Below are 20,856 nucleotides of genomic sequence, written 5' to 3' on the forward strand. Positions count from 1 at the left end.
TCACGTCCCTATGAGCAAATCCCCGGACCTTCCTGACGGGAAAGAATGCAGAACACCGGGAAGATAGGGTTCCGCAAAGGCGCGCACGCTAGCACAAAGCGACCACCCCCTCACTTTTCTTTAAAAATTAAAAGCAACTTAACAAAGCCAGCAACCGGAGCCTGATCACAAAAAATCTCATATTCACCTGACGCCATTTTCTCGATGGCGGCAATCGCCTTGCAGACATGGACAAGGGGCGGCCAAGTGGATGTAATGCCATTATCCGCTTTGCTCACCTTGAGGCCATGCCATGGACCATCTCTCTGCTCTTCCCCCGTTATCCTGGTCACAGCAACTACGCAGCCAGATGCAAAGCCGCCCGCTCACCGCTCTCGGCCTCTTTATCGCGCTGGCAGCCGTCTTGTTGCTGCTGTTGCAGAGTCTCATCATGCTCGCTACCGGCGAAGTGACCAGCGGCGTGCGCTATGGCCTTGTCGGTGGTGCCGCCGGGTTTGCCGCCACAGCCATCGGCGCCCTGCCCGCCCTGTTCCTGCGAGCGGTACCGCAAAAAGTGGAGGACACTATGCTCGGCTTTGCCGCCGGTATGATGCTGGCGGCCAGCGCCTTCTCCCTGCTGCTGCCGGGGCTGGAGGCCGCCGAGGGGATTACCGGCAACGGCTTTAGCGCCGCTGCCGTGGTGGTGGTCGGCATGACCCTCGGGGTGCTGTTGATGCTGGGACTGGATCAGTTCACCCCCCACGAGCATGACAAGACCGGCCCCTGCGGTCCCGGCCACGAGAGCTGCTCCCGGGTCTGGCTGTTCGTCTTTGCCATCGCCCTGCACAACCTGCCAGAGGGGATGGCCATCGGGGTCAGCTTCTCGCAGGGGGATATGTCGGTGGGGCTGCCGCTTACCACTGCCATCGCACTGCAGGATATTCCGGAAGGATTGGCGGTGGCGCTGGCCATGTGCGCCGCCGGTTTTCGCCCCTCGGTGGCGGTGCTGGTTGCCATCGCCAGCGGCCTGCTCGAACCGGTTGGCGCCCTGCTCGGGGTCGGGCTCTCCAGCGGCCTTGCCATCGCCTACCCCATCGGACTTGGGCTCGCCGCCGGCGCCATGCTGTTTGTGGTCTCGCACGAGGTAATTCCGGAGACTCACCGCAACGGTCACCAGACCTATGCCACCCTCGGCCTGATGGCAGGCTTTGCCCTGATGATGACCCTCGATACCGCGCTCGGCTAAAGACACTAGCCCCTCTCTCATCAATGCTTTTTGTCACCTGCGGCGCTCCCATATGGAGCGCCGCGTTTCATCTCTCCTTTCGCTTGTGCCTCTCGGCGCCGACGCCATCTTTTGTTATGATCTACAGCAACTTAAATTCAGCCACACGGCTATCAAGACGAGGTCAGCAATGAAAGTAGGTATTATCGGCGCCATGGAGCAAGAAGTGGCCCTGCTGCGCAGCCAGATGAGCAACCCCACCACCCTGCAACTGGGCGGCTGCGAGTTCTATCAAGGGGAGCTGGCAGGCAAAGAGGTGATCCTGACCCGCTCCGGTATCGGTAAGGTTGCCGCCAGCGTGGCTACCAGCCTGCTGCTGGAAAAATTTGCCCCCGACTGCGTCATCAATACCGGCTCTGCGGGCGGCTTTGCCCAGGACCTGCATATCGGTGATGTGGTGATCGCCAGCGAGATGCGTTTCCACGATGTGGACGTGACCGCTTTTGGTTACGAGATGGGCCAGATGGCGCAGCAACCCGCCGCCTTCCCCTGCGACGAGAAGCTCATCGCGGTCGCTCAGGATTGCATCGCCGAGCAGGGCAAGCACCAAACCAAGGTCGGCCTTATCTGCACCGGCGATCAGTTCATGTGCAAACCGGACGCCATCGCCAAGGCTCGCGCCGACTTCCCGCAGATGCTGGCGGTCGAGATGGAAGGTGCCGCGATCGGTCAGGTGTGCCACATGTTCAAGGTGCCCTATCTGGTGGTACGCGCCATGTCCGATATCGCTGGCAAGGAACAGGTTGAATCCTTCGATGCCTTCATCGAAGTGGCCGGCAAGCACTCCGCCGAAGTGATCATCAAGATGCTCGGCAAGCTGTGATCGAGAACGGCTCGTTTGATTTGATGGCCGACGCCCTCCTCTCGACGACGGCGGCCATTCTGGTGGGGGCAGCCCTGCTGGAGGCGGTGATCCCGTGGCCATCCCATCTGCGTCTTTCGGCCGTCACGCCCCTGCTGACCCGGCTGGGGCACAAGGTACACAGACCCGATGGTTCACCCGGCCAGCAAATGCAGGCCGGCCTGCTGGCGATGCTGGTAGTCTGGCTCCCCTGCGCCGCCGGGCTCTGGTCGCTGCGCAATCTGGCCCTGAGCGAGCCGATCTTCGACCTGCTGTTTCTGCTGTTGATGCTCGAATCCCGTCCACTGCGCGAACTCGCCCATGCCACCCGCTCGCTCGCCACCCAGGAGACCCTGCCGCTGGCGAGATTGCAGGCGACACCCTGGCTCAAGCGGGAGACCAGTAAACTCTCGACCATGGGGCTCGCCAAAGCAGTGACGGAGAGCTGTGCCCTGCGTCTGGTCGGCCAATGGGCTGGCCCCTTGATGGGGTACGCTCTCGCCGGGGCACAAGGTGCACTGCTCTGGCGGCTGACTCAGCTGATGAGCCAGGGCTGGAGCATGAAGGATCCCGCGTTTGGCTATTTTGGCCGAGCCACCAGCGCCCTCTATCAGGGACTCAATGCTCCCACCATCCTGCTGTTGGGGCTGCCGCTCCTGCTCCCGCGGCTCAAGCAGGCCGCACAGCTGCTGCGCAATGGTGCGCTCTGGCCCTATCCCGCCATCGGGATGCTGTTGACGCTACTTGCTGACAAGTGCCGGATCCGCCTTGGCGGCCCTCGCTACTATCAGGGAACCTTGCAACGCTGGCCAGTACTTGGCAGCAGTGGTGACCCCGGTGGAGAGTCACCACGCAAGGTCCTCAATATTCTGCAAGCAATTGGCTGGGGCTGGTTGATGCTGGCGCTGCTTGTCACTGTGGCGGGGTTATTTCATGGTTAGATGGTTGCGATTGCCGACTTGGCTGCCCTGCGCGCTGCTGGCCTGGTTGCCCGGTGTTCTGTTTGCCGCGACTCCGAGCCGGGTGGTGAGCGTGGTCCCCCATCTTACCGAACTGCTTTACGACATCGGTGCCGGTGACAAGCTGGTCGCCATCGACGATGCCTCCGACTATCCTGCAGAAGTGAAAAACAAGCCCAAGGTGGCCAATTATCGCAGCATCAATGTCGAGGCGCTGCTGGCGCAAAAACCGGACCTGATCCTGGGCTGGCGCTCGGCCCAGTCACGCATGCTGGCCCCGCTGGAGCAGCTGGGTATCCCGGTTTTCTACTCGGAGCCCACCGATTTTGCCTCGCTGGCGACCGAGATGCGGGCGCTGGGCAAATTGCTTGGAGTGGAGAAGAGTGCCAACGAAGCCGCCGATCGCTATCTGGCGCGCCTACATTCCCTGCAACAGCGCTATGGCCAACCAACCGGTGTCAAGGTGTTCTACCAGCTCTGGTACCCACCGCTCACCAGCGTCAGTGGCAATGCCTGGCCCGCTCAGGCCATCAAACTCTGCGGCGGGATCAACATCATGGCGAATGCCAAGACCCCTTACCCTCAAGTGGACATGGAACAGGTGATCAGGGCCAACCCATCGCTGATCCTGGCTGGGAGTCAAGATCCTGACGCTCTGCGTCACTGGCGAAAGTGGCCTAATCTCGACGCTGTACAGCATCAGCGACTCGATTTAATCAACTCGGATGAGCTGCACCGTTTCACCCCGAGAGCCCTTAATGCGGTGGAGGATATATGCAGAGCAATCAGAAAGTAACAAATGCCAAAGAGATTAAGACCTGAGTGATGCCCTTGGCTTTAAAACCGTTTTTATGAATTGATCACACTCTTTGCCAAAAAAGCTGGTACTTTATTTGCTAGCATATGATTCATCTACTGTTTTTATGACGAGATGCCCACAATGTTCAACGATAAAACGCTACTGATCACAGGTGGCACCGGCTCGTTTGGCCAACGATTGGTCAAGACAGTACTGGAACGTTATAAGCCGAAACGGCTAATCATCTATTCTCGTGACGAACTGAAACAGTTCGAGATGCAGCAGGAGTTTAACGACCCCTGCATGCGCTATTTTATCGGTGATGTACGAGACGCCAACCGGCTCACCATGGCAATGCGTGGCGTCGATTACGTGGTTCATGCAGCAGCACTGAAACAGGTTCCAGCCGCTGAATACAACCCCATGGAGTGTATTAAAACCAATATCCATGGTGCAGAGAACGTCATCCAGGCCGCTTTGCTCAATCAAGTCAAAAAAGTTATTGCCCTCTCCACTGACAAAGCCGCCAATCCAATCAATCTCTACGGTGCCACCAAACTGGCATCAGACAAGCTCTTCGTGGCAGCAAACAACATCGCGGGACAGGATCCTACCCGTTTTGCCGTAGTCCGCTACGGCAACGTGGTCGGTTCTCGCGGCTCTGTCGTCCCCTTCTTCCAAAAGCTGATTGACCAGAATGCGGATGCGTTGCCCATCACCCATGAGGAGATGACGCGTTTCTGGATCACTTTGCAGCAAGGGGTGGATTTCGTGCTGGACAATTTTGGGCGGATGAAGGGAGGGGAAATATTCGTTCCCAAATTGCCATCTGTTCGCATCACAGATTTGGCCAGTGCCATGGCCCCTCACCTGCCACACAAAATCATCGGCATTCGCCCGGGAGAAAAGCTTCACGAAGTGATGTGCCCTGCCGATGACTCTTATCACACCTTTGAGTTTGATGACTTCTTCGTAATTGGCCCAACCATCAACTTCAATAACCGCAACAACGATTTCTCCAAAACTGCGGCAGGCGAGAAGGGAAAGATGGTCGAGCAGGGATTTGAATACAACTCTCGCAGCAACCCTGACTTTTTCTCTATTAAACAACTGCAGAAGATGAACCAAAGCAAGGTAGCAGAATGATCCCCTACGGCCGTCAATCTATCAGCCAGGCAGATATCGATGCTGTCGTGGAAGTTCTCAAGTCCGACTTCCTGACCCAGGGGCCGGTCGTTCCACGCTTCGAGCAAGCGGTTGCCGACTACTGTGGAGCTAAATTTGGGGTGGCAGTCAATTCAGGTACTGCAGCATTGCATATTGCCTGTCTGGCGCTGGGCGTCGGCCACGGGGATTGGGTCTGGACATCGCCCATCAGCTTCGTTGCATCCGCCAACTGTGCTCTCTATTGCGGTGCACAAGTCGACTTCGTCGACATTGAGCCCGATACAGGGAACATGTGCGCAGTGGAGCTGGAGAGGAAACTGATTGCCGCCAAGGCGGAAGGAAAACTACCCAAGGTGGTCATACCGGTGCACTTTGCCGGCCTCCCTTGCGATATGAAAGAGATCCATCGCTTGGGGCAAGAGTATGGCTTTCGCATCATAGAAGATGCCTGTCACGCCTTGGGGGCTCGCTATCACGATGAACCAACCGGTAATGGCCGCTACAGCGACATCACCGTCTTCAGCTTCCACCCGGTGAAGATCATCACCACCGGTGAAGGGGGGATGGCCATGACCAACGACCCTGCGATTGCCAAGACGATGCGCATGCTCCGTAGCCATGGCATCACCCGTGAACCGGAAGACTTTATCAATGAGCCGGACGGCCCTTGGTACTATGAGCAGCAAATACTCGGCTTCAACTACCGTATGACTGATATACAAGCCGCACTAGGGCTGAGCCAGATGACGAATTTAGAAACATGGATCGAGAAACGTGGCGTGCTTGCGCGTTGCTACTTCGAAACGCTGGCAACAAACCTTATCCCTCGCTATTTCACCCCCGAAAGGCGCAGCGCTTTTCATCTATATGTGCACCACGTAGTTCCAGCGCAGCGCAGTGACCTGTTCCTGCGGATGCATGAAGATGAGATTGGGGTCAACGTGCACTACATCCCTATTTATCATCAACCAATGCACCAGACTGTGGGCAGCGTACGGCACTGCCCTCAAGCAGAAAAATTTTACGCTGGAGCCGTCACCCTGCCGTTATACCCAGGATTACCAATCCTCAGTCAGCATAAAATATGTGAATCTCTTTCCAATAAATGCACCTGACCTTCAATTCACTCGAACACGACCCTCTGACAGTCATATCAGGGAAGGATGATGGAGGGGCAGCTCCTTACTGCATATTCAAGAAGGGCCTGAAATTGATACCGAAGGAACTGGCACTAAAGTAACGTAAAAAAAGACACCGGTTTGAGGCCAGTGTCAGGTCATAACTAGCTCCATACTAACCCTTTAGTATAGAAATATGGCATTCCATGGTAACTATCAAAGTATCTTGCTGAGTCAAAATTCGGGCTGTGACCGCTCACCAATTATTTACAATAATATCAAAAATGGGATTGGTAATTCTACTGAGCATATTTAATCTTACCTGCTCTAAAGCCATGAATCTGCCAAGATCCTCAACAGATGTAAGCCCATAAGACGCGATTGACCTTGGGTAGAAAGACGTTCCAAATATATCATCGAAAGCACACTTATTGGGATAAGTCATCCGCCTTTCAGCATCTAACCACAACATCATTTCTAGATAAAGTCCAATATCTGGACGTCCTGATATTTTCATAGCATCGTCTGTATGTTTCTTAATCCACTCATGAAACATATAAGTAAAAATTAACTGGTTGAACTTATAACAGATTGGATGCTTACCTATGTTTATAGAGTTGCTGGGGAAATGCAACTCGGGGGCGTCTTCAAACAATATTGAAGCCTTTCCTTGACAACCATTAAGAAACCAATCCCGCAATCGATCAGATAAATACTCAATTGTTGAATTTATCTCTACTATATTTATAGATATTGTTTCAAGTAAATCATCTAGATTTATTGGTCGCATAAAATCAACATTCGCAGTACCTGTCAGCAGTGTTGTGTTATGCTCAATGTTGTACAGCATTCCTTTACGCATAACCGTATCAACAACTATTTTTACACCAATATAATATACTCCCCCCGCAATAGTTTCATCATAGTCATGAAATGCAATTATTGTTTCATTATTGAGGTTAGCGGACCAAGCATTAAAATCATTCAACGTATCGATAAGCCTGTGCCCCCCATCTATAAATAAAAAGTCTATTGGGGAGTTCCATCGGGCAGCTATAGAATCAGATGTACCATCTAAAAAATATATATTCTTTCCATGAAGTTTATCTTTGGTTTCTAAAACATCTTGATTTATATCAATAGAATATATTTTTGCGGAGTCATGTACGTTATTATGAATTAGGTTAGCTGTCCCACCTAAAAAAGTACCAACTTCAACAATAATACTATTTTCACTTAAACCATTGCATATTTCTATTATTTTATTAACCTCATAATGAGAGTGCAGGCTTGGTGCTGGATTATATATCATGTGATGACCTTTATAAAAATGAAATTTAATAAAAATATTATATACTTAGCAGATATGCATTTCTAATTAGATCCCATTCAGGAGAGTGAACATCATGCAATGGATATAAGCTCAAGAAGTTTATTTTCTCAGTGAGGCTATTTTGTATATCAGCCCCAGAAAATTCTGCAGCAATCACGACATTAAGTTTATTCATGGAAAACAAAACATCAGGGTGTATTACACTCCATTTATTTTTAATTTTCGAACCAAATACAGCCTTATCTACAAAAGTAATATCATAGTCGTCATAGTTTGCTGCATTGGCATATAAGAAATCTATGATTTTTTCAGCTAAAAAACCACGAGCGCCATAAATAAAAATATTTTTATCTTTACAATGTAGAAGGCATAAACGAAAAAGATTAATTTGTATGTCAGGGCAAAATATGGTTTCTTTAGCTGTCGGATTGTAAAGGTTACCTCTATATATTATTGACTCTCTCTTTCCTACAATACCTATTGCATTATCAACTGCTGGTACAGCCCTCCATTCCAATACGGGTGTAAGTAAACTACGAAACCATGAGTCCAGCATATCTAAACCACGACATAAAATGGCAACTCCAAACGGGACAAAATCCAAGCGATAAAACTTCCATCCTTCATCATAGAAGTCATTGGCTAACTCCTCAACCGCAGAGTACAACCCGAAAGTTCCTGCATCGTGAAAATAAACTAACGAGCTCTCATTTAGATACTTCTTTATGCCTATAAAGTCTTTCTTTAACTGTTCTGGAGTGTGAAGCCCATCAACAATACAACAATCATATGTTTGCTCTATATTTCTACGACTGTGAGGAATATCTGCAGGAGAAAACCCCTTAAATAAATTCAGTTGATTGAAATGCCTCTCAGAAATTTTCCTTGTAATTGATGAGCCCAGCTCATTCTCAGCGCCTTCAATTTCAGCATCAATTACATCTATAACAGCATTTTCAAATATAGCCGCCATATTCAAAGCACTATAACCAAAAGCATTACCAATAATATACATGCTACTTGGGGACCAGATACTCTTCAAAAAAAACCAGAATGAAATATCCTCTACACACATTCCCCCACCAACATCTAACACCTTGCCATCATTGTTAATAATTTTAGCAGAAAAACTCATGTTATTTCCAACATGAACCCGATAACCCAGTTCATTATACGCATTGATAACTTTAGGGTGCATGAATTTATCTCCATAATTAAAGACTAGATACCAACCAAATTGTTAATGTAATAAAGGTCGAAAAAATCTAATTGATAAGATCAAAAAAAATGATGCCATTTCAAGACGAGATAATAGGTAGCAGAGAGTTACCACTGCCACACTTATTAAGCGCTTTGTCAACATCGGCTTTTATATTATCACCTGACATGTACATGCGAATTACGCTGATATCAGGTCTAGTCTTAAAGTGCTGCTCATAAATAACATTACCAGATGACTCTGCGGCGATGAATACTATTTTTACTGCAGCTATATCAATTATACTATTGTCGTAAATATAATGCTTCCCAATATATGTTCCGACCAGCCTATTATCAATAGCATAAATTACTAAATTGGGCAGATAAACAGAGGTGAAATTTAACAAAGAACGACCAAATTCTCCCCCAACCCCATATATGGCGATTTGCTCACCTTGATTTAACAGAGAAAGCCCTCGCAGGTGTTCGAACAACTTTCTCCGTATTTGTATAGGTTTATTTAGAAACACTCCATTTTTTTTAATCTTATACTCAATGGGATAATGTATGGAGCAATCATTCACTACGTTGATTGATGAGCCAAGCATAAAACAATCATAATTTATGTCACGTGGAAAAACTAGGCCGTCAATGAAATATGATTGATTGTTTTTATCAGTGACCATATACCGATGTGATGGCATAGGAACACAATCTAATAAGCTACTGGAAAAATCACTGTAATTACTTACAAACTCACAAACCAGCTCACCATTGCCATCAGAGTAATGAAGATGATTATTCTGAAATTCAGAGAAATCAAATAACACCCCAAAATTATTTATTTGATCAGTTTTAGCATAAGAACATATAAGGCCATTATCTATATAAACCGCAGCTGAATCCAGCATTGAATTAACTGTTACAAAGTCGACTGCAGGATTTTTATCAAAAAAAGCCTTAATATTTTGCAAAATAACTTTAAATGACCACTCAGCTTGAACGTGCAGATTATAAACTCTATCTGTATTTATGACATTATGGGCCTCAAAATCAACTTTCCTCAGGAATTCGTAAAGTCGATTATGTACCGAGTGTTTCAATAGTTTATCTTTTGCAACTGTGTGTTCATCATTATAAATATGAAGACAATGTAATAGTTTTTCCAAAAAATCACATTTATCTTTAAAATAAATAACAGAGGTCTGCTCACCAAGGCATTCTATTAGTTCAGGATTAAAATTTGTTAATTGTCTACCACCGGTGCCAAATACCTCAAAGTGGCGTAGCTTAACTTGAGGCTCCATACTATCAGGAGCCCATGCAGGGTTAAAAACCACCTTTGCATTACCATATACACGACTGAACTCATTGACATCTAATTGCCCACGAGAGAATTCTCCTAATATCGGATGGTTAGCCCATCCATAGCCATATATTGCAAAATCAAGATTCGCCCTCTTTGCTAATTCAGCACAAATACACAACAACTCGTCTCTTAAAAGACCATCCTCACAACTTGTTCTACTCTCTTTTGAGAGTTTATTTTTCCCCACAAAAACAATATCATGCCCTCTCTCTTTAACTGGCGGTGATATAATATTACCATTGAATCCCCATGGTAAATGAACAATATTTTCATATCCCATTTCCATTCTAAGCTGACAAGCTTTAGCTGAATGAGTATAAATATTGCTGTAATGATGATCGTAGTTATTTACATTAAGATCCATCCATATGCCTGGCTCATCATCAGGATAAAAGGCAGATACCAATGCTTTATTTTTAAGTAAAATCCAAAATGCGTTGGAAAATATATCCTTTATCCAATCATGATAAACATACACGTGACTTATCTTACTATCTTCAATTAAAGTCATGATGTATCTTTCTAATTCATGACGCCCTAGATAGTAAGAAAGGGGCAATGCATTAAGAGTAATGCAAGAATCCCCCAATATATCTTTAAAAGGATCCCTACAGCTGTTATGTATATATTCAATATTGAACGCCCCTATTACCAATATTTTACTCATATCAAATTATATTCCCATCAACGCTAAACATAATAGAGGGTAATGTACCAAGAGCCATTATCTTGCGAACCTCATCATACCCAGCCCCATCAGAGTTGGAACAAGGCGCGACAATAATTGAATTACCACCTAATAGTCGACTAAAAGTAGAACCTAGTTCATCAAAGTCGAAATGCTTTACATTGCTGAACACCAATATATTTTCATCATTCAGCACTTGCAAAAAATCGCTCACAAAACGCTCATGTGTAAATACCTTAACTGTCCAGCCAAAGTTATTTAGTTCTGCTATTAAATGCTTTGTGAAATATATGTTTGCACATTGCAGGATCATAATTTCTGAATCCTTACCAGGATTTCTAGAAAGGAGTTCATTGTTTAGTTTTTTCCCATACTCACATTGAATGAACATTTTATTCTGTTTTGATATATTAAATCGACGGTAGGCTTCATTTATATAAAACTCTAACTGTTCACCAGTAAAATTCTCTGTTCTAGATACAGCCTTTGTAGAGCCTACATAATCTTCCCAATTTTCACTCTGTAACCATCCAGCCTCTTTATACATTTCGTACATACGAGTACCGGGGTAAGGTGTCGCAATGGAGAACTGTACTGTGTCACAAGGAAGTTCACATGCGAGATCAATTGTTTTCTCAATTGTCTCTATCGTGTCGCCAGGTAAACCAAAGGTAAAGGTTAAATGGACTTTGATGCCACGAGCAGCAGTTTTTTGGATACCACTAATAACTTTATTGATATCTATGTATTTTTCCGAGGCATCAAGAATTGATTGTTCAGCCGATTCGACACCATATTTGATACTGTAAAGCCCAGCCTCAACGAGTGCATCTAGTTGTTCATCATCAATTCTATCCGCACGCCCCATGGTCGCCCATGGAATCGTATTTAACCCAGCATCAGTAATCGCTTTAGCCAAAGCGATTACACTTGCTTTACTCATATTGAAAGTATCATCATCAATATAGAAACTCTTGTACGGGATTTGTTGCAAATTTGCTTTAATCTCACCAACGACATCTTGCGGTGTGCGTTTGCGATACTTACCGCTTTTATAGAACATTTGTGGCCAAACACAAAATATACATCCGTAAGGGCAACCACGCGTTGACATGAGTTGTAATTGTGGACGGGGCAACCCACATACACCATCAAAATAGTTTAGTGCAGGTAATCCATCTTCTCTCTCTGCCCACGGCAATGAATCAAGACCAACCAATTCACCGAACTCAGTTTTAACTACACCAAGTAGCTCACTTCTGAAAAGAATACCTGGTATTTCACTCAGGAGACGATCGCTGACACCATCACGAATGACCTCAAGTAGCTTAATCACACTAGCTTCATATTCGCCATATGCTATATAGTCAATAATCGGCGTACGCTCCAAGAATGACTTATCTTCTAACTCAATATGTAATCCGGTGAATACGACAATACACAATGGATGTGAATTTTTAATTTTATTTGCTATCGCAAGATCATGCTTCAGTGTAGCAGAAGCCGTTTCGATAACGATCACATCAGCATTATATGAATTCACAAAACCATAGAAATTATCATAAGTCTCACCCAGAGCTATCGAATCCCTGACATATGCTTCAAAACCTCTTTGCTTTGCAAGTGCACCCGCCGTTGCCAACCAGAATGGAAATGGTAAATAACCGCCGAGCAGACCAGGAAGAATTCCATCTTTTTCGCATGCATTATCAACAGTAAAAGTGTGTGGCCAGCGTGAGCCAGCTCTTACACCACGCCAGCCTTCATGGCCGTCTTCCGGAAGCTTATACCAAGGAGGATTAAGAAAAAGTACACGCATTATGTTCACCTTCATCATTTATATTTAATTAGATGTAATGATATGAAAATCCGGATTGCTATCAGAAAACTTCATATCCAAGCCATTAATCCAAACCACATCGCTAATTGCAGTTACAGTATGTATTTCATTTTTTTCAATAATGAACATTGCTCCTTCAGATAACTCACCATCAAACAAAATTTCATTTTTCAGTGTGGTCACTTGTAAATGTAACCGACCTGATAATACAATAAAAAATTCGTTTGTACTCTTATGGTAATGATTACCCCTTGCATGGCCAGCCAAGGTTCTAATCATATTTATTTCAGCAAGAGGAAATTCTCTAAATATACCGATAACCTCACCCCTTGCATCCATACGATTCATATATGACTCAATGAACTTCATCCTATACTCCACATATCAAGAAGCGAGTGGCTAAGTTTCGGCGTTGTCATACCCAATAAATCCCATGAGGCTGTCGAATCTAGAGAAAGATCGAAAATATCATTCGATGAAAGACAACAAGAAGCGTCAACTAAAGACGATGAAACACCGGCAACATTAGCTAGTTTCTGAGCAAATTCGACTCTAGAACATCGCTCACCACCAAGATGTACAGTGCCTAAATGAACTTTATCTATGATGGCGGCAAGTCCATCATAAAAACACGGAAGATATAACGGGCTATAAAACACGTCACTAAAACAGCTTACAACTTTGTTGTCAGACCAGGCGCTTAATAACATCGCAGGAAATGCTGCATCTCGGTCAAATACAGCTGATGTTCTAACTATGGTTGCCTTTTTACTATATAGTCTCAAATATCGCTCTGCTAAATACTTACTTTTTCCATATATAGTATGAGGGTTTGGTCGGTGACTCTCTTTGTAAAACCCTTGTACTCCATCAAAAACATGATCAGTGCTAATGAATATAAAATGAGCAGAAGGAACTAAACGACAAAGATTGACTACCATTTCAGCATTATCTATTCGTGCCTGTCTTTTATTTGTCTCTAACCACTTAACATTCTTATTCCCTGCACAGTGTATAATAATGTCGGGGATACCATTTTTAGTGATTAGTTGACAGACAAAGTCATTAGACGTTAAGTCTCCGGACCAATTAGATTTACCCGAGCGACCACCGATGGGTATAACATGAAAGTCCTTACTGTTAGAAAAAGCATCCACTAGGTACCTACCAATATAACCAGAGGCACCTGTTATCCATATTGTCCTACTCATGTAAATTCACTCCACGCAGGGAAGAAAGGATCATAGAGAGGCAAAATTTTCACACTTTTATCTAGTGATGCACATTGTGCCATTATTGCTGGCCCAGAAATAGCAGCACAAATGAGTACAATCATGTCTTTTATAGAGGAAATATCATCATGTCCATATATATATCCTATCGGTAGACTACTCCCCTTAAGAGCATTATCAACAAGAATCAGTGAATCTATTCCTTTTGACGTTTTCAGATAAGATATTGCTGACTCAGCCAGATCACCTCTAACACCGTATACAGTTAGTTTCTTTTTTTCATATATACAACGTTCTGATACACGATCAAGAAGCCAGTATAAAGGGCTGACTGTATTTTCCCCGAAATAACCACACAGCCATGAGTCAAACCTTATAATCAGTATCGTATTCAAGCTACGTCTATTACTTAAAGACGCCAGTTTAATATTTAATGCATGGATACTGTCTGTATCACAGAGACATTCCAACAATGTTTCGCGATGAATCAAACTGGTATGGAGTGGCATTTTTAGAGTTTCAATTAATCCGTCACCAATAATGCTCATTAAACCTGGCGTAATACTTCCTGTAAACTCACCTTTTGATACGTGGCAAGCATATATTTCTTCCCTGCGAGGCTGTACAGGATCTCGTAGCTTGCTATAGCCATAGGAAAATAGCTCGCAGTCGACTACCTCAGGTCTTTCCAAAACAGCATGCGATGCCGGCACGTTGGGAATACGAACCTCAGTTCCTTTCGGACAGATATAAACATATTCAGCGGTTGATAACTCAAGTTGCGCCTTTAAATGCTCAATATTTTCATTAAAAGCTAATTTTTCAATCTTTCTAACGTTATTACAGACTGGCGTGCTCACTTTACAGCTGTTCATTAAATCACGAAGTCGACCATCAATTGTGTGTTGTTTAAAAGCTTTATTCTTAGCTAAATTTGCAAGACTGGCACACTTTTGCGGTTTATCTAACCAATATTTTATCTTTTCAACTAAGTCAGCAGCTTTATCATAGAATACTATTTCCTTATTCTCCTCAAAAAGAGTACCAAGCTCGGCATTCTCATTAGTCAGCTGCATTGCATATCCGTTAGCCGCAACTTCAAAATGGCGTAGTTTTACTTGAGGCTTTAATGACTGACCATCCCACGCATAACCAGGATTGAAGGCTATGCGTGACGATGCCAGTACTTTTTGATATTCATCATCCGAAATCTGGCGAGCATACCAAGGAGCCAAGGTTGGGTGGTTTTCCCACCCAAAGCCAAAAATCGCAAATCGCCATCCATGATGTTTAGCCGCATTGGCAATTGCCTGTAATAATTGGTCCCGGATTGCACCATCTTCTCTATATAAGCCGCTCCCTAGCGAATCTTTGTTACGGCCAATAAATATCACATCATAATTGTACTGATGCTTATCTTCGCTCATGTCATATTTTATGATGCGAGGGTTAAATCCCCAAGGAAGATAATAGCATTCCCGTTCAGGAAACTGCTCCTTTCTTTTTTCGATAGCTGAAGCGGAATGCGTAGCTATATATGAATAATGGTGATCAAATCGAACATTCCTTTGAAACCATACTGGTGGCTCATCGTCGGCGTAGAATGTAATAACTTTAGTGATTTCTTTTATTTCCGAAAAAAAACTATCACTCAGATCTGCAAAGATAAGATCATGATAGAAAAAAACATATCGCACTTCAAATTCTTTAATTATCTTCTTTAGATATTTTTCAACATCTTCTGTAGATAAAATAGAAAGTAATACGTTAACATCAACTGATATGAGATTTTCGTTAGATATTATACTTAATGGCTCAAGCCAATGATTATTTATGTAAGGATAGTCAAATGCGCCAACAACAAGTATTGGGTGGCTCACTTTATAAATTCTCCATCCAAATTTACACCTGCTATTATCTTCCCTGTTGCAACGAGAGCCATTTTCTCTACCTCAGCATAACCTGAGCCAAACCGGTGACTATAGGGAATTAATGCACCACAAAAGTGACCACTCAGATTGTCACAGAGATCTTTTAATTGCATAAAGTCAAAGTTGCTGGATTTAGAGAATGAATGTAACTGGCTATCCTTAATGAGAGCTCTAAATTCATCACAGAAGCGCTCATGGCATAATACATGTACATTGTGGCCAAGGTTTAACAAGGTAGTCAGAAGTGCTTTGGTAAATGACACTCGAGCAGACTGAAATAATAATATGGGACGTCCGTCATTACCAATAACCGCCAGGCGCTCTTTTAAATTAACAATAAATTTATCATCCGTCACTTTACGCCGTGCATCTGCCTCTGCGTAGCGTGACATTGCGAGCTTTTGATAATGCTCCAAATCCTCAGGTGTCAACGTATCCGTCTTACTAACCGCCTTGGTTGAACCTACATAGTCAGACCATTTGTCAGACACTAACCAGTCCTTATCCTTATATATGTCATACATACTGGTTCCTGGATAAGGTGTCGCTATGGAAAACTGCACTGACTCACAAGGTAGCGAACATGCAAGGTCAATTGTCTGATTTATTGTATCATGTGTGTCATTTGGAAGTCCGATGGTAAAAGTTAGATGAACCTTTATACCTGCATTATGAGTCAACTCAATGCCACGAATCACTTTATTAATATCAATGTGCTTACCAGAACTATTCAATACGGTTTGATCTGCTGATTCTACACCGTATTTTACACTATATAACCCGGCTTCCTTCAATGCGTCGACCTGGACTTGGTCAATCAAATCGGCCCGTCCCATCGCACCCCACGGGTAATTATGTAACCCTCTCTTTTTTATTTCTTGAGAAAGTTCAATAACAAATCTGCTGTTTATATTGAATGTGTCATCATCCAGATAAAAGCTTGCATAGTGACCCGTTTTCATGTTGTGCTCAATTTCATCGACCACATCTTCAACTGTACGTTTTCTATACTTACCACTGCGATAGAACATCTGCGGCCAAATGCAAAATATGCACCCATATGGACAACCACGGGTAGCCATGATCTGCAGTTGTGGCATTGGGAGGCCACTTGCGGTGTCATTATAGGCAAGGGAGACCACGGGATCCCGATAAGGCCAAGGGAAATCGACCACTGATCTTCCTACGCTAAATGAATTTTTTATAATAGAACCATCATCATTTCGATATAATAATCCAGGAACGTTAGAAAGTGTTTTTTTATCTCTTAATGCCTCGAGAAGACTCACTAATGAAAGTTCATATTCACCATAAACGATGTAATCAATGCTTGCGTGTTTTTTTAAAAACTCTGGTGAGTCCAGTTCAATATGCAAACCGGTCAAAACTACGGTTAAATCAGAGTTAAATTTCCTGAGCTGTACGATGATCTCTAGGTCGTGCTCCAATGTTGCTGATGCGGTCTCCAAGACAAGAATATCTGGATGAGATGTACAAAACGCATCATAGAATGCCGTGTAGCTTTCTGAGAGAGCGATCGAGTCTCTTAATTCGACCTCAAAACCGGGTAGTTCATTCAACATACTGGTCGCTGTGGCCAACCAGAATGGAAATGGCTTGTAGCTATTTCGTAGTTCAGAAATAGTACCGTTTTCATCTGTATGCGAATAATACGGAAATGTATGAGGCCAACGAGAACCTGCGCGCACACCATGCCAACCAGGTGATTCCGCAGTCGGTTTATGATACCAAGGAGGATTGCTCAGAAAAATTTTCATGATTTAGTCCAGTTTCGTTGTTTGCAAGAGCAGTGTCTGCTTAGCTTCAATGAGATCGTGCTCAATCATTTCATCCACCATCTCTTCAAAAGTTATTGATGGCTCCCAACCTAACTCTTTGCGAGCTTTTGATGCATCTCCCAACAATGTTTCAACCTCTGTCGGTCTAAAATAAAATGGGTCAACTTCTACAATGCACCGACCATTTTGATCATAACCTTTCTCATCAACACCTTGTCCACGCCATTCGATATTCATTCCAAGTTTTTTGGCGCAGCGTACAACGAACTCTCTGACACTGTGTTGCTGTCCTGTGGCTATTACATAGTCTTCTGGGTTGTCCTGTTGCAGCATAAGCCATTGCATTTCGACATAATCTTTGGCGTGTCCCCAGTCTCTTAGAGAATCAAGATTGCCAAGATATAATTTTTCATCCAACCCTACTTTAATTCGAGATAAACCACGAGTTATTTTTCTGGTTACGAAGGTTTCACCACGCCGGCTAGATTCATGATTAAACAATATACCATTACATGCATAGATACCATATGCCTCACGATAGTTTACGGTAATCCAGTATGCATACAGCTTTGCCACCCCATAAGGAGAGCGCGGATAGAAAGGTGTGTTCTCATTTTGCGGTATAGTTTGAACCAATCCATATAGTTCTGATGTAGAGGCTTGATAAAACCTAGTTTTATTCTGCAGCCCTAAAATTCGGATAGCTTCAAGAATCCGCAGAGGCCCCAAGGCATCCACATTAGCCGTATATTCAGGTTGCTCGAAAGACACAGCCACATGACTCTGAGCAGCCAAATTATAGATTTCATCCGGCTGAATTTGCTGGATCAAACGCAATATATTGCTGGAATCAGTGATATCACCATGATGAAGATGAAACTGTCTTTCTCGAACATGGACATCCTGATACAGGTGTTCAATTCTTCCAGTGTTAAACATCGAGGTCCGACGTTTTACGCCATGAACAATATACCCCTTACCAATCAAAAACTCGGCAAGGTATGAGCCATCTTGACCAGTCACACCAATAATCAAAGCGGTTTTCATTTATTATCCTCTATTGAAAACTCTGAATTTTTCCAAACTATTAGCGACAATATCATCCATATCAAAATACTTGTATTCAGCTAGTCTACCGAGGAGAAATAAATTTTTCATTTTCTCTAAGGTATCTTTATATAGTAGATATCGATTCACCGTAAAATCTTGTAGCACGGGATAATAAGGCTCTAGGCCATATTCTGGAAGATAGTCACATGGATACTCAGTAACAATACTGGTATCTAATTTCAATTGTCCAGTCAGGTGTTTAAACTCAGTAATACGGGTATACGGCTCTTCATTGGGATAGTTGACCGTCGCCACCGGTTGAAATTGCGCTTGCTTAATATGCTGATGTTCAAAACGTAATGAGCGATATGGTAGTGGCTCGGGATTATCCGGAATAAGTGCATCAATCATACCGGTGTAAATGACTGGGCCGTTAAAAACATCCCCATCCAAAAGAATTAATTTCTTTTCCCAGTCCAACGAGACACGCTGCACCATAGGTGTCGACAACCTCACTTCAATCAGCGGGTGTGCGAGCATCCGCTCAAACATTGCGGTATAGCCTTCCGCCGGCACCGCCTGCCAGGGATCGGTGAAGTAGCGATCATCCCGACTCACCACCACGGGCACTCGTGCCGTCACCTCGGGGGAGATCTGCTCGGGCGGTACCCCCCACTGTTTACTGGTGTAGTTGACGAAGGCTTTCTGATAGATGAAATCAGCCAATTCACCCAACAGGGGATGCGCCTCTTTGCGTAGCTCTAGGATCGGTACTCTGGCACCATCACCAAACCGGGTGCGCAAGGCATCAATCATGGCGGCGGCTTTGTCGGCCTGGAAGCAACGTTCGATGCTGGTCAGGTTGAACGGGATCGGCACCAACTGCCCGTCGATGCGTGACAACACACGATGCTCATAAGGCAGCCACTCGGTAAACTGCGACAGGTAATCCCAGACTTCCTTGTTATCGGTATGGAAGAGGTGCGGTCCATAGCGATGGATCAACACCCCATGCGCATCATACTCGTCAAAGCAGTTGCCACCGATATGATCGCGCTGCTCCAGTACAAGTACCTTCCAACCGAGCTGGCTGGCCATTCGCTCAGCCATGACGGCACCGGAGAGCCCGGCGCCAATGACGATCGCCTGATAACTCATGCCGCCTCTCCAAACAGTTGTTGCATAACCCGTGCTGGATGGGCCCGCTGCATCCAAGCCAGTTGGTGTCGCTCATCGAAGAACCAGCCTGGCGCCAGCTTCGCTACCTCGGTAACTGACTGTTCGATAAGCTGCGTGAAGCGGGCAACGTCATCCTGCCGCAGAAAGTAGAGTGCGGCAGAGTAATAGTGATGGGCACGCCCCTGGGCAATGGCCACAGGATCCGCCCCAAACGCAGCGGCGTTATCACAGGCGCGCAGCAGATCGCGCAGCGACTGCTCACGACGTTCTGCCGATTTGCGGGTCTGTCCGCCAAAGCTCTGGGTATGGAAGCGATAGCGGCCCAATAATTCGGGGATAAAATCCAGCGTCCCCGTATTGTGGGAGAGGTTCAAGATGTGCCAGGGATAATCGAGGATGATCTTGCACCCCTCATCGATGGCATTTTCCATCCCTTCATAACGGCGGAACATTATGGAACTTGCATTGACGAACACCCCGAAGCGGATCAATGCCTCCCGTGTCATCACGGGTTCAAGATAGCGGGCATTGTAATAATCACGGGTGAATAGCTTGATCCGTGCGCCAGTTTCATCATCAAACATCTCCGCTTCGTGGTAGCAAAGGGTGCAACCGGAATGCACGTCCAGATAATCTGCCTGACGTTGCAGCTTGCCCGGCAGAGCCAGATCATCCCCGTCTACATAGGCGATATATTCGCCGTTCGCCTCTCTCAACAAGCGTTTCTGGGTCTTGGCCAACCCCATATTCTGCGAATTCTGTAGTGCCTTGAGTTGCGGCCACTGCTGCGCTAGCCGCTGCATAATGGCCCAGGAGTCATCGCTCGAGCCGTCATCAATGGCGATCACTTCAAAATCGAAATTGGTTTGCTGTTCCAGCAGACTTAGCAGACAGGGCTCGATAAAGCGCCCGAGGTTATACACCGGCACCAGTACGCTGACTTTCATAGAGAATCCAGAATTAGAGTAAAAAAGAAGCGAATTGGAGAAAATGGACAAGGCTACCGCACGGTCTCTGTCAACCCTTCCTGCCCTTGATGGCAATATTTACTGCAAGAGCCGTGCCTGACCAAGCTAATTCATTGATA

The 20,856-nt window shown here is 45.2% G+C and carries 18 protein-coding genes; 6 read left to right on the top strand and 12 right to left on the bottom strand.

Annotated features, from left to right (window positions below; genetic code table 11):
• Positions 1-110: 110 nt before the first annotated feature.
• Positions 111-278 carry a hypothetical protein gene (locus AB5Y82_RS14735; protein ID WP_159143522.1) on the bottom strand — a complete coding sequence of 56 codons (168 nt, stop codon included), beginning with the start codon at positions 276-278 and terminating at the stop codon, positions 111-113.
• Between the two features lie 14 nt (positions 279-292).
• Between AB5Y82_RS14735 and AB5Y82_RS14740 the strand changes: the two genes are divergently transcribed.
• The 6 genes from AB5Y82_RS14740 to pseC all read left to right on the top strand — a co-directional run bounded on the left by AB5Y82_RS14740 (position 293) and on the right by pseC (position 6,145).
• Positions 293-1,225 carry a ZIP family metal transporter gene (locus tag AB5Y82_RS14740; protein ID WP_111899764.1) on the top strand — a complete coding sequence of 311 codons (933 nt, stop codon included), beginning with the start codon at positions 293-295 and terminating at the stop codon, positions 1,223-1,225.
• A gap of 169 nt (positions 1,226-1,394) precedes the next feature.
• The gene (gene mtnN, locus AB5Y82_RS14745; protein WP_021230869.1) at positions 1,395-2,087 is read left to right on the top strand and encodes a 5'-methylthioadenosine/S-adenosylhomocysteine nucleosidase; all 693 of its coding nucleotides are present in this window, start codon (positions 1,395-1,397) and stop codon (positions 2,085-2,087) included.
• The gene (locus tag AB5Y82_RS14750) at positions 2,084-3,046 is read left to right on the top strand and encodes a cobalamin biosynthesis protein (RefSeq protein ID WP_111899763.1); all 963 of its coding nucleotides are present in this window, start codon (positions 2,084-2,086) and stop codon (positions 3,044-3,046) included. Before mtnN ends, AB5Y82_RS14750 begins: the two co-directional genes overlap by 4 nt.
• Positions 3,039-3,860, top strand: coding sequence for a cobalamin-binding protein (locus AB5Y82_RS14755; protein ID WP_162632498.1), 822 nt, complete (start codon positions 3,039-3,041; stop codon positions 3,858-3,860). The genes AB5Y82_RS14750 and AB5Y82_RS14755 overlap by 8 nt, the downstream gene beginning before the upstream one ends.
• 144 nt (positions 3,861-4,004) lie before the next feature.
• Positions 4,005-5,009, top strand: coding sequence for a UDP-N-acetylglucosamine 4,6-dehydratase (inverting) (gene pseB, locus AB5Y82_RS14760; RefSeq protein WP_043819496.1), 1,005 nt, complete (start codon positions 4,005-4,007; stop codon positions 5,007-5,009).
• Complete coding sequence (gene pseC / locus AB5Y82_RS14765; RefSeq protein ID WP_043819493.1) at positions 5,006-6,145, top strand: UDP-4-amino-4,6-dideoxy-N-acetyl-beta-L-altrosamine transaminase; 1,140 nt, start codon at positions 5,006-5,008, stop codon at positions 6,143-6,145. Before pseB ends, pseC begins: the two co-directional genes overlap by 4 nt.
• Positions 6,146-6,404: 259 nt before the next feature.
• Here the strand turns inward: pseC and AB5Y82_RS14770 are convergent, their stop codons facing one another.
• The 11 genes from AB5Y82_RS14770 to AB5Y82_RS14820 form a co-directional block, all read right to left on the bottom strand.
• Positions 6,405-7,460, bottom strand: a complete 1,056-nt coding sequence (locus AB5Y82_RS14770) for a class I SAM-dependent methyltransferase (RefSeq protein ID WP_111899761.1) — start codon at positions 7,458-7,460, stop codon at positions 6,405-6,407.
• Between the two features lie 37 nt (positions 7,461-7,497).
• Entirely contained in the window at positions 7,498-8,679 is a 1,182-nt protein-coding gene (locus tag AB5Y82_RS14775) for a class I SAM-dependent methyltransferase (protein ID WP_043819487.1), read from the bottom strand.
• Between the two features lie 100 nt (positions 8,680-8,779).
• Entirely contained in the window at positions 8,780-10,561 is a 1,782-nt protein-coding gene (locus AB5Y82_RS14780) for a glycosyltransferase (protein ID WP_159143520.1), read from the bottom strand.
• Between the two features lie 157 nt (positions 10,562-10,718).
• Entirely contained in the window at positions 10,719-12,557 is a 1,839-nt protein-coding gene (locus AB5Y82_RS14785; RefSeq protein WP_159143519.1) for a radical SAM protein, read from the bottom strand.
• Between the two features lie 24 nt (positions 12,558-12,581).
• Positions 12,582-12,926 carry a cupin domain-containing protein gene (locus AB5Y82_RS14790; protein ID WP_162632497.1) on the bottom strand — a complete coding sequence of 115 codons (345 nt, stop codon included), beginning with the start codon at positions 12,924-12,926 and terminating at the stop codon, positions 12,582-12,584.
• Between the two features lie 17 nt (positions 12,927-12,943).
• A complete protein-coding gene (locus AB5Y82_RS14795; protein WP_080741235.1) occupies positions 12,944-13,789 on the bottom strand; it encodes a sugar nucleotide-binding protein in 846 nt (281 codons plus the stop codon).
• Positions 13,786-15,690 carry a glycosyltransferase gene (locus AB5Y82_RS14800; RefSeq protein WP_368174162.1) on the bottom strand — a complete coding sequence of 635 codons (1,905 nt, stop codon included), beginning with the start codon at positions 15,688-15,690 and terminating at the stop codon, positions 13,786-13,788. Before AB5Y82_RS14800 ends, AB5Y82_RS14795 begins: the two co-directional genes overlap by 4 nt.
• Positions 15,687-17,519, bottom strand: a complete 1,833-nt coding sequence (locus AB5Y82_RS14805) for a radical SAM protein (RefSeq protein ID WP_111899757.1) — start codon at positions 17,517-17,519, stop codon at positions 15,687-15,689. Before AB5Y82_RS14805 ends, AB5Y82_RS14800 begins: the two co-directional genes overlap by 4 nt.
• Positions 17,520-17,522: 3 nt before the next feature.
• On the bottom strand, positions 17,523-18,587 hold the full coding sequence (gmd, locus tag AB5Y82_RS14810; protein ID WP_111899756.1) for a GDP-mannose 4,6-dehydratase: 1,065 nt from the start codon (positions 18,585-18,587) through the stop codon (positions 17,523-17,525).
• 3 nt (positions 18,588-18,590) lie between these two features.
• Complete coding sequence (gene glf, locus AB5Y82_RS14815; RefSeq protein ID WP_139444494.1) at positions 18,591-19,748, bottom strand: UDP-galactopyranose mutase; 1,158 nt, start codon at positions 19,746-19,748, stop codon at positions 18,591-18,593.
• Positions 19,745-20,716 (bottom strand): glycosyltransferase, encoded by a 972-nt coding sequence (locus AB5Y82_RS14820; RefSeq protein WP_139444493.1) that lies wholly within the window; start codon positions 20,714-20,716, stop codon positions 19,745-19,747. The genes glf and AB5Y82_RS14820 overlap by 4 nt, the downstream gene beginning before the upstream one ends.
• Between the last annotated feature and the right edge of the window lie 140 nt (positions 20,717-20,856).

Origin of the sequence: Aeromonas sp. s13 (genome assembly GCF_040907905.1) — a bacterium.
Lineage (GTDB): Bacteria > Pseudomonadota > Gammaproteobacteria > Enterobacterales > Aeromonadaceae > Aeromonas > Aeromonas veronii.

Excerpts from the sequence above, each read along its gene's own strand:
- AB5Y82_RS14785 (WP_159143519.1), bottom strand. The coding sequence starts at position 12,557 with ATGCGTGTACTTTTTCTTAATCCTCCTTGGTATAAGCTTCCGGAAGAC.
- pseB (WP_043819496.1), top strand. The coding sequence starts at position 4,005 with ATGTTCAACGATAAAACGCTACTGATCACAGGTGGCACCGGCTCGTTT.
- gmd (WP_111899756.1), bottom strand. The coding sequence starts at position 18,587 with ATGAAAACCGCTTTGATTATTGGTGTGACTGGTCAAGATGGCTCATAC.
- AB5Y82_RS14740 (WP_111899764.1), top strand. The coding sequence starts at position 293 with ATGGACCATCTCTCTGCTCTTCCCCCGTTATCCTGGTCACAGCAACTA.
- AB5Y82_RS14755 (WP_162632498.1), top strand. The coding sequence starts at position 3,039 with ATGGTTAGATGGTTGCGATTGCCGACTTGGCTGCCCTGCGCGCTGCTG.
- AB5Y82_RS14820 (WP_139444493.1), bottom strand. The coding sequence starts at position 20,716 with ATGAAAGTCAGCGTACTGGTGCCGGTGTATAACCTCGGGCGCTTTATC.
- mtnN (WP_021230869.1), top strand. The coding sequence starts at position 1,395 with ATGAAAGTAGGTATTATCGGCGCCATGGAGCAAGAAGTGGCCCTGCTG.
- AB5Y82_RS14795 (WP_080741235.1), bottom strand. The coding sequence starts at position 13,789 with ATGAGTAGGACAATATGGATAACAGGTGCCTCTGGTTATATTGGTAGG.
- pseC (WP_043819493.1), top strand. The coding sequence starts at position 5,006 with ATGATCCCCTACGGCCGTCAATCTATCAGCCAGGCAGATATCGATGCT.
- glf (WP_139444494.1), bottom strand. The coding sequence starts at position 19,748 with ATGAGTTATCAGGCGATCGTCATTGGCGCCGGGCTCTCCGGTGCCGTC.
- AB5Y82_RS14780 (WP_159143520.1), bottom strand. The coding sequence starts at position 10,561 with ATGACTTTAATTGAAGATAGTAAGATAAGTCACGTGTATGTTTATCAT.
- AB5Y82_RS14770 (WP_111899761.1), bottom strand. The coding sequence starts at position 7,460 with ATGATATATAATCCAGCACCAAGCCTGCACTCTCATTATGAGGTTAAT.
- AB5Y82_RS14775 (WP_043819487.1), bottom strand. The coding sequence starts at position 8,679 with ATGCACCCTAAAGTTATCAATGCGTATAATGAACTGGGTTATCGGGTT.
- AB5Y82_RS14790 (WP_162632497.1), bottom strand. The coding sequence starts at position 12,926 with ATGAATCGTATGGATGCAAGGGGTGAGGTTATCGGTATATTTAGAGAA.
- AB5Y82_RS14805 (WP_111899757.1), bottom strand. The coding sequence starts at position 17,519 with ATGAAAATTTTTCTGAGCAATCCTCCTTGGTATCATAAACCGACTGCG.